Annotated in this window: 9 protein-coding genes and 1 pseudogene; 5 read left to right on the forward strand and 5 right to left on the reverse strand. The window is 67.1% G+C overall.

Annotated elements, in window-relative coordinates; translation table 11 throughout:
- Positions 1-136: 136 nt before the first annotated feature.
- Positions 137-892, reverse strand: a complete 756-nt coding sequence (locus tag EOT10_RS03935; protein WP_127826585.1) for a hypothetical protein — start codon at positions 890-892, stop codon at positions 137-139.
- Positions 893-1,577: 685 nt separating this feature from the next.
- Between EOT10_RS03935 and EOT10_RS03940 the strand changes: the two genes are divergently transcribed.
- Together EOT10_RS03940 and EOT10_RS03945 are read left to right on the forward strand one after the other, a co-directional pair.
- Positions 1,578-1,946 (forward strand): CU044_2847 family protein, encoded by a 369-nt coding sequence (locus EOT10_RS03940; RefSeq protein ID WP_127826586.1) that lies wholly within the window; start codon positions 1,578-1,580, stop codon positions 1,944-1,946.
- Complete coding sequence (locus EOT10_RS03945) at positions 1,943-4,933, forward strand: tetratricopeptide repeat protein (RefSeq protein WP_127826587.1); 2,991 nt, start codon at positions 1,943-1,945, stop codon at positions 4,931-4,933. Before EOT10_RS03940 ends, EOT10_RS03945 begins: the two co-directional genes overlap by 4 nt.
- Before the next feature lie 7 nt (positions 4,934-4,940).
- Here the strand turns inward: EOT10_RS03945 and EOT10_RS03950 are convergent, their stop codons facing one another.
- From EOT10_RS03950 to EOT10_RS41075, 3 genes and pseudogenes are all read right to left on the reverse strand, one after another.
- Positions 4,941-5,867, reverse strand: a complete 927-nt coding sequence (locus EOT10_RS03950; RefSeq protein WP_127826588.1) for a hypothetical protein — start codon at positions 5,865-5,867, stop codon at positions 4,941-4,943.
- 955 nt (positions 5,868-6,822) lie between these two features.
- Positions 6,823-7,053 (reverse strand): annotated as a pseudogene (locus EOT10_RS03960) (FKBP-type peptidyl-prolyl cis-trans isomerase); the annotation flags it as partial.
- Entirely contained in the window at positions 6,975-7,169 is a 195-nt protein-coding gene (locus EOT10_RS41075) for a hypothetical protein (protein WP_189491171.1), read from the reverse strand. The pseudogene EOT10_RS03960 and the gene EOT10_RS41075, both read right to left, overlap by 79 nt.
- Positions 7,170-7,465: 296 nt before the next feature.
- Between EOT10_RS41075 and EOT10_RS03965 the strand changes: the two genes are divergently transcribed.
- From EOT10_RS03965 to EOT10_RS03975, 3 genes are all read left to right on the forward strand, one after another.
- The gene (locus EOT10_RS03965) at positions 7,466-8,083 is read left to right on the forward strand and encodes an ArsR/SmtB family transcription factor (protein WP_127826589.1); all 618 of its coding nucleotides are present in this window, start codon (positions 7,466-7,468) and stop codon (positions 8,081-8,083) included.
- Positions 8,080-9,321, forward strand: a complete 1,242-nt coding sequence (locus EOT10_RS03970) for an MFS transporter (RefSeq protein ID WP_127826590.1) — start codon at positions 8,080-8,082, stop codon at positions 9,319-9,321. The genes EOT10_RS03965 and EOT10_RS03970 overlap by 4 nt, the downstream gene beginning before the upstream one ends.
- Positions 9,322-9,822: 501 nt before the next feature.
- Positions 9,823-11,952 carry a hypothetical protein gene (locus tag EOT10_RS03975; protein ID WP_127826591.1) on the forward strand — a complete coding sequence of 710 codons (2,130 nt, stop codon included), beginning with the start codon at positions 9,823-9,825 and terminating at the stop codon, positions 11,950-11,952.
- Positions 11,953-12,062: 110 nt separating this feature from the next.
- On the opposite strand, the gene EOT10_RS03980 is transcribed toward EOT10_RS03975, so the two are convergent.
- Complete coding sequence (locus EOT10_RS03980; protein ID WP_127826592.1) at positions 12,063-15,248, reverse strand: hypothetical protein; 3,186 nt, start codon at positions 15,246-15,248, stop codon at positions 12,063-12,065.
- Positions 15,249-15,313: the final 65 nt, after the last annotated feature.

Consider the following 15,313-nt stretch of genomic DNA (forward strand, 5'->3'; position numbering starts at 1 on the left):
GTCAGCACGGGACGCCGTGCCCGAACCCCAGGGACAGATGAGTGAGACAGAAGGAGCGCTACGAGACGGGAGTTCCCACAGGTGCCTTCACACCTCTAAGGAGAAAAACCGGACGCGATCGTGCCAGGCGCTGACTTCAGAACTCCCGCGCGGCCAGCGCAGCGGCCAGACGCTGCTCAGCCGCGGATCGGCGCCGGAAGGCGGCGCGGACACTCATGCCCACCTCGTTCGCGGCCTGCGCCATGAGCCGGCGCTCCAGCCGTGTCTGTGCGATGAGTTCGGCCTCCTCCTTCCCGAGAACCCCAGCACCCACGGCCCGCTCCAGGACCTCGAACACCTCCGCGTACCCGCCGACGGAAAACGGTCGCGCGACCGTGTTCTCGTCCAGCGGCACGGGGGCCGTGCGCCGCGCCCGCTGCGCGGCGTACAGCAGACGGTGTGCGGCCCGGTCCCCGGCCCGCAGCAGCCGCAGTCCTGCCTCTTCTGCCTCCGCCGGCATGGCGGTGAGCTCGGTGGTCACCGCGGTCAGCACTTCCTGCTCCAGCTCGCACGCCTCGACCTCCGCCAGCCTCGGCAGCCGCGACAGCGCGCGCCGCAGCCCGGGAATGGCAAAGCCGACCGCCACGGTGCACCAGGGCTCACCGTGCGCCTGGCAGCGGCACAGCACTTCCCGCCATACACGGGCACGGGCCTCAGCGGTGCAGCTGGGATGCGCCATCCGCGAGCGAACCCGGGTCACCGACAGCACACCGGCCCCCGGCTCGGGCAGCAACGAGCCCGGCAGCGTGAGCGGCCACGGCGGCGAAGCCAGAGCGAGGAACGCAGACTCAACCTCCTCCAGTGGTGAGACGGACAGTGCGGGGCGGGAGGGGCGGATGTTCGTACGTCGCATGACGGGGCTCCTTGCCTACGAGCTGCGAAGCGGACGCCGCCCATCCCGCCAGTCACCCCCGCCACGCCCCTGCCGGCATCGAGCCGCATGCACGTCGCCGCTCCGCCACGGGCCCGCCGCACTCCGGGCCCGGTATGGCAGATATGCCACCGACCTGCACCTTTGTCGCATCAGGCTGCCCGAGAGACTCGCGGAAGAATTTCTCAGAGTTTGTTCTGCCGACCCAGAGGTGAGACCCACGTGCGTCACCGCGCGGCATGCCGCCGGCATGGCAGATCGCGCGCTGACCAGCACCTTCTTCGTCTGCTGGCGGTACAGCAGTTGTACCGATGCTGACCAGGGGAAACGGCAGTTGATGCGGATCCTTGACGTGGGCTGGTCCGGAAATGGTTCGGATCTTGGTCCGGTAGCCCTGGGGAGGAGGGGATGGGGTGGGCTGGGAAGTTCTGGCAATGATCGGGAGCGGGCTGGGCTATCAGGTGGGGCCACTGTGCTGCACATGAGCCTGGACTGAGAGGTGGACTCGGATGCCTTGTAGCGAACAACGCCGAGGGCGAAGTGGCCAAGAATCGAACGTGAGAGACTAGCGAGCTATGACATCAACTTGGCGCTTATGCCGCGGAGTTACTGCGCCGCAGGATGGCATGTTGCGGAACGTCGTCGAACAGCCCGGGCGAGGGATTGCATGACTGAGCTGCTGCGGATACCCATCGGAGACGACGAGGCGGGGGCCCTTGTTGTCGAGGTCAGACCCAACTCACGTGACATCCAACAGGTATCGCGTACCGGGGACCGAGTCATTGAAGCGACCCAGACGCTGCAAGAGTCTCTACAGCCGATCACTCAAGCAGCTGCGATGGCGCTCCGCACCCTTCAGAGCGTCAATCCGACGGCGGTCGAGGTGGAGTTCGGGGTTCGAATCCACGCGAAGACGGGCGCGGTGCTCACGGAGGCTGGGGCCGAGGGCCATCTCAAGGTGACGATCACCTGGGATCGGACGGCGGCCGGGCTTCAACCCCCCCCAGCGGTCGGCAGAAGCCAGGGCCTCGAATGAGTGACCTCGCATCGTGGTCGGTGCGAGTAGCCGATGGAGACGGCGCCATCTACGGCGCTGGCTTACATCTCGGCGGCGGACTGGTCCTCACCTGTGCCCATGTAGTGCGGGACGCAACGCAGGCGGATGAGATTGCAGTCCGTCCAACCGGGCCCGTCTTCATCAACTTCCCTGGTCTCTCCACCGATTGGATGGCAGCTGTGGTGGAGCCGGACGGATGGTGGCCTTACGACGACGCCCTACACGGAGATGCCGCTGTACTGCGACTCTCCGTTCCTCCTCCGCAGGGGGCGACCGCCGCGCCGCTGACCTACGAGTTCCCGGAGGGGGCCATTGTGCGGACGTTCGGCTACCCATTGGGGCGCGACTTTGGGGTACACGCTCGGGCGGAGATCATGGGCGAAACCCTTTCGCAGGGCTGGTATCAGCTGGACGACAGTCGCCTGAGAGGTGAGCAGATCCAGCCTGGCTTCAGTGGCGCGGCCGTTACACTTGAGGGAAGCGGCAAGGTAGCAGGAATGGTCGCGCTCGCCACCGTTGACACCGGCAACGTGTCACCCCGGGTCTCCTGGATGCTGCCGATTCGATTGCTGGCCGAGCATCTGCGCCCGGTTGCCACAGCCCTGGACGACTCCACGCCCGTCCCCCGGCAGCGCTCGTGTGAGCAGCCTGCCGCCGCTCTCGGCACGTCCTGTCCGCTTCCATCCGACATCCGCGACTTCACCGGCCGCGAGGACGAGATAGCAGACGCTAGTGAAGAGATTGAAGGGGCTGACGGCGTCCCCATAGTCCAGGCCGTATACGGCATGGGGGGCATCGGTAAGACCACACTGGCTGTCCGTCTCGCCCACCGGTGCAAAGCTCGGTACCCGGATGGCCAGTACTTCATCGACTTACAGGCGCACACCATCGGCGCCGAACCGCTCAGCCCGGAACAGGCTCTCCGTGCACTGCTGCGTGCCACACTTGGCCAGCCGCCGAAAGATGGAAGTTCACTCCTTGAGCTCTCCTCCATGTGGCAAGACGTCATGCGATTGCGGCGCCTGATCGTCGTATTGGACAACGCCGAGTCATTCGGCCAGATCGAGCGATTGTTGCCCCGAGCAGGGCTCGGTCTCATGCTGGTCACGAGTCGGCGATGGCTGGAAGAGTTAGGTGCGGATGGCAGTGTGCCGAGACAGATGACCGTATTCGACGAGAATGCTTCCGTCGAGCTGTTCACGCGCGTCGTCGGCAGGCGGCGAACTGATGCTGAACCAGATGCGGTCAAAGACCTTGTTCGCTTGTGTGGCTACCTGCCGCTGGCGATCCGTCTGAAGGCCGCCTACGCCAAGGGCCGGCCAACATGGAGTCTTGCCGATATACGGGAGGAGATGGCTGAGGAGGAGCGAGCGGAGGCGGCGAGGGGCCAGCGAGAGGGCGTTCCGATGGACGGACGCCTCGGCCAGCTCCGATTGGGTACTGCGCAACCAGTCCGTACGGCCTTCGTCACATCATTCCGGCGGCTATCCGAACCCCACCGGCGACTCTTCCGGCTCCTGGGCTTGCACCCGCCGGAAATTATGGATCGCCGCGCCGTTGAGGCTCTGGCTGAGAATATACAGACAGCAAAGGCAGGACTAGAGGTTCTGACCCGGGAGAGTCTCGTGAGCGAGCACGGCCGCTCCCGCATCGGCATGCACGATCTGTTAAGGGAATATGCTCGCGACGAACTCTTCGCCGTTGAGTCGTGGGACGCACGGGGCCAAGCTGCTGGTCGACTGATCGACTACTACCTAGCAGTGGCACTGATGGCCCGCCAAGTACTGCTGCCTGCACGGCCAGTGGAGGATGAGGCTGAACTACTGCACCCGCAGCTGCCCGATGTATCCAGTCTCGCCGCGTCGCTGCAGTGGTTCGAGGTCGAGCATCAGAACCTGCTTGGCTGCATCGACCTCGCCGTTCAATACGGGCACACCTCCTACGTGTGGCGTCTTCCCAGAGCTATGGGCATGTACCTGTCTCTTTCGTCCAATTCGAAGGACGCCATCCCCTGTTATGAAAGGGGGATTGAGGCTGCTGAGGCCTCAGATCAGCGTGCTGCGGCAGATCTGCACGGTCTGCTCGGAGACGCACTGCGCGCCGAGGGGAAACCGGACAAGTCTCTCGCCGAGTTCCGTGCAGCCCGTTCGCTCTACATCAAACTCGGTGACAGCGTCTCCGCCGCCGACATGCTGACTAGAGGAAGTGCTCCGCAGCGCACCATCGAGGGCTCTGAGCAGTCAGTTGCCAGTTGCTTGCAGGCCATCGAGGAATACACAGCTACTGGAGATAGCTTCGGGTCTGCCGAGGCAGAGTATTTGCTAGCTGTGTCGGCCCGCCTGGACGGCGACCGGGCACGCGCATTTGGTCACCTGCGTCGTGCCCTTGACCTGTATCAAGACTCCGCCTTCAGCGCAGGTCAGGCCCGTTGTCTGAATCTAATGGGAGTGATTCAACGGCTTGGCGGTGACTACGCCACGGCCATCGACACGCTTGAGAAAGCTATACAGCTATATCGCAAGGCGCATGACAACCGGGGCATCGCACACGCCGTAAACAACCTCGCGTCCGCCATGGCCTTGGCAGGGAATCTAGAGCAAGCCATCGCCATCCACGGTGAGGCACTGGAGCGCTTCCAGAAGTACAGTCCCTACGGCTACCCCGACGCTCTACTCGTGGCGGGCGATCTGCGCAGCAAGCAAGGCGATCACGCTGCGGCGGAGCAGAAGCTCCGGGAGGCAGTACGGCTGTACCGCCCGATGCGTGCAAGCTTCGGCGAGGCCCGCGCTCACCTACTGCTAGCGACCGCCCTTCGCCAGCAGGGACGGTATTCCGAGAGCGCTAGCGAGGCTGGCGAAGCCCTCAGCTTCTACAGGAGCACCGGCAACAGGGCAGGCGCGACTGCCGCGCAGCTTGAACTGGAGGCATGCCAGGCGGCACTGGAAGATACGAGCGGTGAAGGCTGAACAGTCACTACAGCGAGGCGATCAGCTGGCGCATGGCTCGAACGGCGGAGCGCACCTCGAGGAGATACTTGGTGGCGCTAAAGTTCGAGACTGGGGCACCTGGGATGGCACCCGGCTCATTGCCCACCGTGTCCACCTCTACTCCAAACGGCAGCGCCAACATCCGGACCGCAGCTGTGTGCTGGGCAGGTACGTAGATCGGCGTGGTGACCATTAGCAGCCGCTGACCGGGCTGCAGCTCCGCAAGTCGCCTGGCGAAGAAGTCGTAGGAATCTGGCGTGTTGGCCCTGCGGACGCCCGGTTCTGAGGATGGGGCGGCGACGACATGGACCACTACGCCTTGGTCGGTGCGGTAGTGCCGCACTCCCCAGGTGCCGCCTGGCAGGTCAGACACTTCCCCTTCCGCACGCTCCGGTTCCAAGAGGCCGAACGCTCGGCGTGTGCCGAAATCCATGGCTTCGTACTCTTCATCGAGTTCCGGGGCGCCTGCTTCAGCAGCTAGCTGGAACTCGTTGCCGACAAAAGGCCGGTGCCCTCCCAGCGCAGTAATCGAACCTGCCTCGATCTGCCCGGTCTCGATAAGGTGCGCTGCATAGGCTGGCCGGACCAAACATGCTCGGATCAGGCCGCCGAGAATCAATACGTGATCGTAACGCCGGAAGCGGAGCCGGGCGCCGCCACGCAGGCCCAAGGCAGTAGCGGCCGCGAAAACGAGTTCCTGCTGCTCAGCCGTCAGCGGCAACTCTCCTGCTTGATTGCGCTCGAGGCCCTGGCGGGTGTCCCAGCGATCGGTGAAGGCGTCGAGCGCGGCCAGGCGATCGCTCGTCGTCCCCTTGGCTGCAGCCAGCGCTTCCAGCAGGCTCCAATCGTCTGATGTTCCGGCAAACGATTCGACGAGGGCATGCACGGGCCGCGAAGCCAGCCACGCGTCCACGTCATCAGCCGGGCTAGCGCCAGTCCCAACAAGGGGAACCTGCTCGAACCGCACGCTCATCGATTACCCGCCCCAACCGTATTGGTGTTCGCCATGGCACGCCCAGTGTCCCACGGGAATCCTTGATGGGGCGACAACTCAGGGAGTCCAACGGCAGCTTGGACGCATGGCGCGCCACATCTTGGCTCTCGTGTAGCCAGGGCCATCGAACGTGATCCTATGTAGCAGAACGAACGCTCTTCGCTGCCACGACCCGGGCCACTCGAACACACTCATCCCAGTGATCACCAGCGTGAGCCGGCGGAGTCACCGCACCGCCGCGATGTCTCAGTGCCTGTTGTCGTACCGATTGTGGAGACTGGCGACTCGAACGGGGCTCTGAGTCGGGTGATCTTCGGCTGGTTCGGGCATGAAGGCAGGGCCTCTTGGTAGCTCGGGGTTTGCGAAGTCAACCGAGACCCCAGGAGACTCTGTTGCCGCAGCTCTACGCGCTCATGCCGACGGAGTTCAACTCCGTTGCCTCGTCGTGTGGTTGTGTTCGCGCTTAGGTTCGAAACGCTGCCGATCATCCAGAACGAGTTCGACGTTATCCGTCGGACAACACGGATGCGGAGTGGGAGGTCGTGCGGCCCTTGCTGCCGGTTCAGGCCTGGATGGAGGGCCGGGGCGGGCAGCCGGAGGGCTACTGCCACCGCCAGATGCTCTATGGCGGGCTTGCGATGACTTCGAGGCTCCTGGCAGCAATGCCTTACGCAAGAGCGGCAAGCGAGTCCGGCACGCCTGGGGTTGACCGTCCGAGGGTGCCGCAGGGATGCCTGGAGTCGTCCGGACCTGAGATGTCTCTGTCCAGACCGGCACCCCCGCGACATCCTCGCGACCGTCAACACCTGTGCCGTGAGTGCTCGTTGGTATTGCGCGTCCCCGCTTGCGCTTGTCACGAGCGCAAAGACCAACTGCCACTGCCCAGGGTGAACTTGAACGGCTGGCCCCGGTCCCAGAAGGCATCGAACTCCTTTCCGGACTCGAAGGTCACCCCGACATAGTGGACCCTGACCACCATGCCCGGCTTCACCTCTGTCCCGTCCCCGATGACCAGGTCCCGGATGGTCAACCCGGTAGGAGCGTCACCGTCTGGAACGTGGACCTTCGAGAGCTTCGACGCATGACGCCTCCCGCCCGCGAGCACACGGGGCCGGACGGGCCGGTGCGGCGGGCGGCGAGGATCGTGTCGATGCCGTGGCCGCACCTGATGTCGATGTGCTCGCCGGGCCGGTTGTCGCCGTAGCGGAGGTGGTTGGCCATGCCGAGTGATCAGTCGATGGCGCACCGTGGCACCTGGCTAGGTCTTCGGCGCTGTCAGGATGCGGGCCACGACAGCGGCGGTCGCTGGAACGTTCCGGTATACGGCGCGCACCAGGTCCTTCACCTCGGCACTGTGCGTGAGGTCCCTCGTCATGGATCCAGCTTCTCGGGGTTCTACCTGGACACGGTCGTCTTCGTCATCGGCGCACTGCTCAGCCTGCAGCCGCTGGGCAGGCCAGCCTGTGGTGATAACAACAACTCTTTCAAAAGGTTTGTTGTAGGTCTACGCTCGGCGCATGGCTGTTTCCCCTGCCGCCTCACCTAACTGGGCCTCGGGGCCGGACATCGAACTGGACACTGCCGCTTTGCGCGTGCTGGCCCACCCCATGCGGATCAACGTGCTCGCGCTGTTGCGCAAGAGTGGCCCGTCGACCGCGACCAGGGTCGCCGAGGAGCTGGGCATCAAGCCCGGGGCAGCGAGTTATCACCTGCGTCGCCTGGCAGCGGGCGGGCTCATCGTGGAGGAGCGAGACCGTGGCACCGGACGCGAACGGTGGTGGAAGGCGGCCCACCGCCAGTCGATCCACGATCCGGCGTCCGGGGCTCCGGAGCAGCGGGAGGCCGGACGCGCCTACGGCCACGCCGTGGCGCTCGCCTGCGTGGAGCGCTTGCACACGGCGGCGCAGGAGGTGCCGCTGCTGCCTGAGGAGTGGTTCGACGTCAGCACTTTCGGCGACTTCGTCCTGCACCTGGGCCCGAAGGAGGTTGCTCAGATGCGCGACGAGATCTTCGCGGTGATCTCCCGGTACCGGCAGGCACAGGACCAGGACGCGGAGGGGCTCGCACCGGTGGCGGTCCAAGTGCAGATGTTCCCGGTGCCCGGCACCATCACGCCGCAGCCCACCAGCTCATGACAGGCCCGGCCATAGCCGCCGTGCGGCCGGCATACCGGGACGGCAACGTGCTGCGCTGGCTAGCCGCGTACACCGCGTCAGTCACCGGTGACGTGGTCTACTTCCTGGCCCTGTCCTGGTCCGCCACCCGCACCGCTGGTCCATCGCAGGCGGGCCTGGTGGTCGCGACCGGAGCACTCCCCCGCGCGGTGTTCATGCTCGTCGGGGGCGTGGTGGCCGACCGGTTCGGCCCTAGGCGAGTCGCCGCGGCCAGTGACGCCACCCGCTGCCTGGTCATACTGGCCACGGCCGCCGCGCTGGTGTGGGCCGCGCCCGGGATATGGCTGCTCGTGCCGCTCGCCCTGCTCTTCGGCACCGTGGATGCGGTGTTCATGCCTGCCGTGGGAGCCTTCCCGCCCCGCATCACGACGCGCGAGCAGCTCGTCCGCGTGCAGGGCATGCGAGGGCTGTCGATCCGGTTGAGCAACTCCGTCGGTCCGGCTGCGGGAGGCGTCGCGCTGGCCACCGGCGGGGCGGCCGGCGCCTTCGCGGCGGCGGGAGTCCTGTTCGCCGTATCGCTCGTCCTCCTCCTTACCGTGCGCGTCGCACCCACCTCCGCCGAGGCAGCACCCAAACACACCGCGCCCTGGCGCGAGTTGGTCGATGGTCTGCGGTACGTCCGCCGCCACCGGATGCTCGCCCCGCTCACGGTAGTGATCGGGCTGAGCGAGATGTGCTTCAGCGGCCCGGTCGCCCTGGGCCTGGTACTGCTGGCGGACGAACGAGGCTGGGGCGCCGCGGGGACGGGGTGGATGGCGAGTGCCTTCAGCGTCGGGGCGGCGGTCGCAGCGTTATGGATCACCGTACTTCCGCGGATTCCCCATGCTGGGCTAGGCGTCATCGCCGCGCTGCTGGCCACCGCGGCGGCCACGACAGCCCTGGGGCACGCACCGTCTCTGCTGACGGCCACCGCGCTCGCCGTCCTGATCGGCCTGGCCAGCGGTGCCACTGTGACGCTCACCAGCGCCCTGGTCCAAGCAGAGGCCAACCCCCAATACCTCGGCCGGGTCACCTCACTGACGACACTGTGCACACTGGGCCTGGCACCAGCCCTCTTCCCCGTCGCGGGCGTCACGGCGCAAATATGGGGAGCGGCCGTCTTCTTCACCGGGTGCGGCGTGATCAGTCTGCTGGCGGCCGCGCTTGCCGTCGCGGTCCCGCCCCTGCGGCACGCCCGACTCCAAGGCACAGACGCTTAGCCTTGACCAGGCCAGGGCGCCTCCGCAAGCAGTGAGCACGATGCGTTCTCTTTCGACCGCCTCGTTCGACGGCGCGATGCGGTCACCTTCGAGACGCTGCGCTGTCGTCGTCGTCCGCTGGTGCTCGACGGCCGGGCATCGTGACCGCAGTGAGGTTGAGCCGGGGCGGCCAAGGTGAGGCGTCGGATGGCCGTAGCACGGGCGGCGTGGACGGCGGCCAGGGCGACGATCAGCGCTGGGCCCGGCGGTGGCCGAAGTGTCCTATGGGGTCATATGTCGTTCACCGGGGTGGGCGGTGTACGCAGTGCTGTTCTGCGGCGGGGCGCGTCTCCGACTGGGGCGACGCGAGAGCCCACTGTTCGTCGATCCGCACTTTCTACGGGTCACCATGGCTTCACACTGGAACCCTGCGGTCGCCCGACGTCGGGAAGACTAACGGGCCGTCGGGTAGGTCGCCTTGGGGCGCGGCCGTTGTCAGAGGGGGCGGCTACTGTCCGGCGCATGCCGAAAAAGAGGAAGAAGAAGCCGCCGTCGCGGGCTCGGCGTACCGGCGAGGTTGCCCCGCACGAGCAACTGCCCTCCGTGATCAAGCTCGGTGGCCCGCGGGTGCCGTCGCGCGGGTGGACCTTTCAGGCGTTGATCGACGCGGGGCGGGAGTCCGGCCAGCCGCTCTTGGAGTTCACGGCGCAGCCTCCCGACGGATACTCATCCGATTTCGTGCCGCAGATCGATTCCCCTCGGGCGCCGCTCCAAGCGGGGTGGTACCTGCGGTCCGATCTGGCCGTTCCGGTCTACCTGTGGGTGTTTCCCGAGAGTCAACTCGTCGATGATCCAGGCATGTTGGATCTGCGGCGGCGGGGGTTCGCCTTCTACGTGGCGCACTCGGTGTGTACGCATGGAGGAAGTGACGGCGCTTATGCCAGCGCGGAGGACTTGGAGGCGTGGATTCCCATTGTGGCGCCAGACCCGAGCGTCGTGGACGCCGACCGGTATGGCCGCGCGCCCGTTTATCGCACGCCTGCGGTACGGCGGCTGCCCCCAGGATCTCCTCGCACGGTGGGAGTGCTGGACGTGGACTATGCGCGGGTAGCTGGCCGGAGCCTGCCCGAGCGCTGGGATATCGACGTCGTCGGCTTCTTGGTGATGGAACGACAGGAAGCCGCCGACATGCCGGGACAGGAATTCTGGCGGCAAATATCCTTTCACACGTTCCGAGATCAGAATCTGTCGGACCTCTGTGCCGCGGCCGGAGACGTCGACCTGATCATTGGCCACAATCTCTTCGACGGTGACTATCGATGCCTGCGGACCTATGGCGACGTGGTGGACGTCGGCGTGCTTGCCGCGAAGACGGTGGACACGCTGTATGCCGCCCGTCATGTGGTCGGCGGCGGCGCATCTCGTGCGGCGCGTCTGGACCTCACCACGTTGGCGGGCGCCCAGGCACTGCGGGAACGGGCGAAGAAGGCGTCCCGGACCGAGGCCCACCGCGGCATCCGCACCATCCATGACGCGGAGGAGCGCTGGTTCTTCCAGCCCATTTCTGATGACTGCGAACTGATGCTGGAGCTGTGGCTCGAACTGGTCACCAGCCGGCGCCTGCGCAGCGTCCTCCCGTCGGGTGAAGCGGTGGAGTACCCGGTCGGCGAGGACGGTCTGCGACTGCTGCTGGCGCCGCAACTCGCCCCGGACACCTTCACGAACCTGCTGACGACGAAAGGCACCGTCTACCCGCTGCAGGGCGCGGCGCGCAATGAGAGCGTGGCCCGGATCCACCGCGAGATCGAACAGCAGCGGGCCGACGGCACGCTGGTCAATCGTCACCCGGCCGCCGCGCACCGCCAGCGCTGTATGGCACCCAGCGACACGGGGGGACGGCAGTGCGACCAGCTCATCGAGGTGAGGCAGACGTATTGCCGTGCCCATCGTGTCAAGCGGCGCTGCCGAGGGAATCCGGCCCTCAACGACGCCTGCATCGCCATCATCCACGGCGATCTGGCGCATTGCCGCTGGCACCGTATGACCGCGCTCTATGTGCCACAAGGGCAGCGAATCGTCGAGGACTTCACCCTCGCTCTGCCGCTTCGTGGCTGGGAGCGCGGCAGCGACTGGGGATACGACACGGGGACGCGATCGTTCTTCGCGAGGCTGTACAGCAACGAGGCCGTCTCGTCCGGCTCACCGACCGTATGGCTTTCGGGCACTGATCCCGACCTCGGCAACGTGGTCGCGCTCACGGACGCCGTGCAGAAAGCGACCGGGGCGTGCCGGCAGGACGTCGTGGCAGCCCTGACAGCGGATCGGAAGTCACCCCGAGAACGCGCAGTGATCACCCAGGACTGGGAACCGGCCGGGTGCGACCGTCCCTGCCCGTGCGGCACCGCGGACTGTGGCCACGGCGCACCGTGCCCGAACGACGAGTGCAGCGGTCACGACATTCATACGATGCGCAACCCTCGCACCGAAGCGGACGTGACAGCGTGGCAGGACCAATTCGACTGCTGCGAGGGGTGCTCCGGCAGCTTCCTCGACATCTCACTCCCGGAGCACCCCTGGGGCGAGATTCACGACGACGGCACCGTGACCGTATACGCCGGAGTGTCCCACTACGAGCTCGGCGTCTACCCGTAGCCGCGTGTAGTCGTGGCAGACCAGCGCAGCCAGCCGGGGCCGGCGGGTGCCCGCGACCGTGCCGAACGGAGGCCGGCTGGGCCCGGACGCCGTTCGCTGAGTGCGGCGGGTCAGCGGTGGCGCCAGGTTTGGCGCAGGCGCAGGACTTCGGTGGCCCAGTGGGCGGGAAGGTCTGGTTCGGGTATGCGTTCGCGTCCGAGGCTGAAGCAGACGTGGCGGTAGAGCCAGTGCAGCGAGGCGTCCGCGCTCGCGACGAGTGTGGACAGCAGCGGTTCACCGACCGGTGTCTCCCGGTCGACGGCGATCAGGAGTTCACCTTGGTCGTCCGGGTGCAGGTGCGGCAGCCCGCCCGCCATCCGCAGCCGCAGGTCACCCCACGTCAGAAGTGAGCCGCCGCTGCGCGCCGCGTCCTTGAGGACGTCCCGGGCGATGGCGGCCAGCTTGTCGATGGTCTCGATCGGCAGACGGTCCGGGGGAGACGGTGCGGTGGCCTTGGGGCTGGGGACGGCCTTGACCGGGTCCGCCGCGAGCGGTGCGGCACGACGCGGCGCGCTCGAGGTGCGGGCCTTGAGCTGGCGCTTCCACCGCTTGACCTGAACCTCTTCGAGCACCGGTAGGCGCCGGTCCAACTCACGTCGCAGCGAGCCGATCTTGTCGAGGAACGCGGCGAGTTGCTCGGTGGCCAGGCTGTTGCCGGCGCGGCCGAGTTCGGCGAGGACTTGACGGATACGGCGCAGGATCGGGTCCGTGTTCGGATCCTGTTCCTGGCACCACGCCTTCACCTCGCGCATCAACGGCGTGTAGGTGGCACGGTCTTCAGGCGACAGACGCCGGCCGTAGATGGGTCCGGCCAAGTGGCGCGCGGTCTCGACCGAAGCCAGGTCGCCGACCTCCTGCGCGCCACGGATCTCCTTCACGAGCCAGGCGAACTCCGCCCGGGCTTCTGCGAGAGCGGCAGACTCGGAGGGTGGAGCGCCGCTGGGTGACGGGTGGGTCGCCGGCAGGGTGGCTCCGTCGTCTGGAGTCACCGATTCGCCGTTGACCTGGGCTTCCAGGCGGGCGAGCGCCGTGTGGAGATCCTGCGGCAGGGGGCCGGGGCAGCGTCGTTTGAGAACCTTCGAGTGGGCCAGGGCACTGCGCAGGGCGAGAGGTGTGGGGGCGGGGGAGGCCGTCGCGAGGTCGGCGAACAAGGTGTGCAGCGCCGCGTTGGCGGCTGCTGCTTCACGGCTGTTGATCCAGGTCTGGAGGTCGGTGCGGAGCAGCAGGAGGTTCTGCCGTGGCTCACCGAAGAGGCGATCCGTGGCGACCCGTGAGACCTCCTGGCGGATCCGTCTGGCCTCGTTCAGGTCGTCGGCGTCGCGAGCCTGCTTGAACAGCTGCGTCAGACGGGCGATGTCCGCTGCCGTCTGCGCCTGGAACGAGTGCTGGTCCTGTCCCGGAGAGACGGGGCTCTTCGCGGCGGGCGGGACGGCGGGCGTGGCCTTCTTCGCGGGAGCAGGCGCCGGCAGAGGGTGGCCGATGAGGCGATCGAGGTCGTCCAGGAGCCGTTCGCTCTCGCGTTGCCATGCGCGCAGCTCCTGCCTGCGCTGCCGGACACTCTCGTAGAGACGCTGATGCTGCTCGCCGTCCTTGACCGTGGTGGCTAGGCGGGCGGCGCGACGGCCGGTGGCGCGGGGAAACGTGGCGCGACCCACGGCCAACTGGGCCTTGAGGAGGGTCAGTTGTTTCTGCGCGGCCCGCGCTTCCGCGGGGCGGGGCGCCTCCGCAACGGCGGCCGATGCCAGTACAGGAGGAGTGCGGTGGCCGTACGCCGTATGCGCCGCGCGGATCTGTTCCTCGCTCCACCGGTACAGCGCGGACTCCGAGGCCGGGGCGGGGACTTGGAGCAGGCGCAGCACGGTGGCGATATAAGACAGGGGACGGCCGGAGGGCGCGCGGACCAGGACGCACAACAGCGACCGGTTCCGGGCCCGCGGCTTGTCGACCTCCACGAGGAGGTCGCGGCGCTTGGGATCGGGCAGATGCGCCAGATCCAGGCCGACCCGCTCGGCCAGCTGTTTCCACGTGGTGGTGGCTCCGTCCCGCGCCACGTCTTCGAGAGCCCGCCGCAACACAGTCGCGGTACGGCTGCCCTGGGACTGCACCGGAACAGTGGGGGCAGGGGCGGGCCGCGTGGCGGGCTTCGGCGCGGGCAGGGGCTCGTCCAGGGCGACGGGGGGACGCCACAGGCCGGTGCGTTCCGCGTCCAGGCCCTTGAGCTGGATGAGGCTGTCCGCGCGCACAGCCCAGAGGGTGCTCTCACCCGGCCGGTCAGCTTCGGTGACCAGCAGGCGCACCGCGCCCGCCAGCTGGTACACGTACTGCTCGGTGGGGCGGGGTGTGTCGTGGGGCAAGGAGAGCTGGGCCTTGAGGATCCGGTGTCCGGCCGGTTTGATGAAGCCGGATCTCAGGTACCGGCCGCCCTCAACGAGGGGCGAGTCGGTGTCCGGCCGGGCCTCGCCGTCGATCGCGAAGACGATCTCGGCGCCGCGCAGCGGGAGGCTGCTGGCCACGGCGTCGTGGCGCGCGGCGCCCTCACGGATCAGCCCGCGGCCGCGCAGTTCGTCGAGGTCGGGGGTGATGAGGCCGTCGCCGGTCATCCGGCACTGCTCGAGCGGGGACCAGGCGACGGGGCGGTTCTCGGTGACGGTGCCGATCAGAACCCGGCGACTGTTGCCGTCGATTTCGCACCGCACCCGCAGGGCATAGCCGTAGCGGGCCGTCATATCGCGGGTGATGGCACTCTCCAGTCCGAAGACCCACTCGACGTGCCCTTCCTTGGCGGCAAGGCTGTCCGCCGTTCCACGCCAGCTGCGGTAGTCGTTGGGCCGCAGCTCGAAGCGCAGACGTTGATTCGTGGCACGCAGCACGAAGTCCACGGCATCCCCGGGGCCGTGCCCGAGGCTGCATAACTCGGCCTGCGCCGCGTGCCCCTGGCCCGCCAGCCACCGCGTCACGTGCGCCTTGATGAACAGGTGATCGGCGCTGTCGACGCCGTTGGCCGTGCGATGACAAGCCGCCCGGCTTCCGTCGCGGTCCGGGAGATGGGAGAAGTGACAGACCTTCGTTTCGTAGCTCTTGGTCATCAGCCGCTCGCCGCAGCCACCGAGCAGCGTCCCGCACCAGAAGTCGTCCTTGCCGAACTGGCGGCGGAACTCATCCAGATTGTGCGCCTCCTCGGGCAGGATGACCGGCTGGTCCGAATCCCGGCCTCCCATAACCGCGGTCTGGACGAGACGGAAGTCGATCTGCGCCACCAGCAGTTCCTCCGAAGACAGTCAGCACCCATCTACCCAAGCAGGCACGCACCCGGCGCGGACAG

This window comes from Streptomyces antnestii (genome assembly GCF_004005495.1).
In the GTDB taxonomy this organism is placed as follows: domain Bacteria; phylum Actinomycetota; class Actinomycetes; order Streptomycetales; family Streptomycetaceae; genus Streptomyces; species Streptomyces antnestii.

Excerpts from the sequence above, each read along its gene's own strand:
- EOT10_RS03945 (WP_127826587.1), top strand. The coding sequence starts at position 1,943 with ATGAGTGACCTCGCATCGTGGTCGGTGCGAGTAGCCGATGGAGACGGC.
- EOT10_RS03965 (WP_127826589.1), top strand. The coding sequence starts at position 7,466 with ATGGCTGTTTCCCCTGCCGCCTCACCTAACTGGGCCTCGGGGCCGGAC.
- EOT10_RS03970 (WP_127826590.1), top strand. The coding sequence starts at position 8,080 with ATGACAGGCCCGGCCATAGCCGCCGTGCGGCCGGCATACCGGGACGGC.
- EOT10_RS41075 (WP_189491171.1), bottom strand. The coding sequence starts at position 7,169 with ATGGCCAACCACCTCCGCTACGGCGACAACCGGCCCGGCGAGCACATC.
- EOT10_RS03935 (WP_127826585.1), bottom strand. The coding sequence starts at position 892 with ATGCGACGTACGAACATCCGCCCCTCCCGCCCCGCACTGTCCGTCTCA.
- EOT10_RS03940 (WP_127826586.1), top strand. The coding sequence starts at position 1,578 with ATGACTGAGCTGCTGCGGATACCCATCGGAGACGACGAGGCGGGGGCC.
- EOT10_RS03975 (WP_127826591.1), top strand. The coding sequence starts at position 9,823 with ATGCCGAAAAAGAGGAAGAAGAAGCCGCCGTCGCGGGCTCGGCGTACC.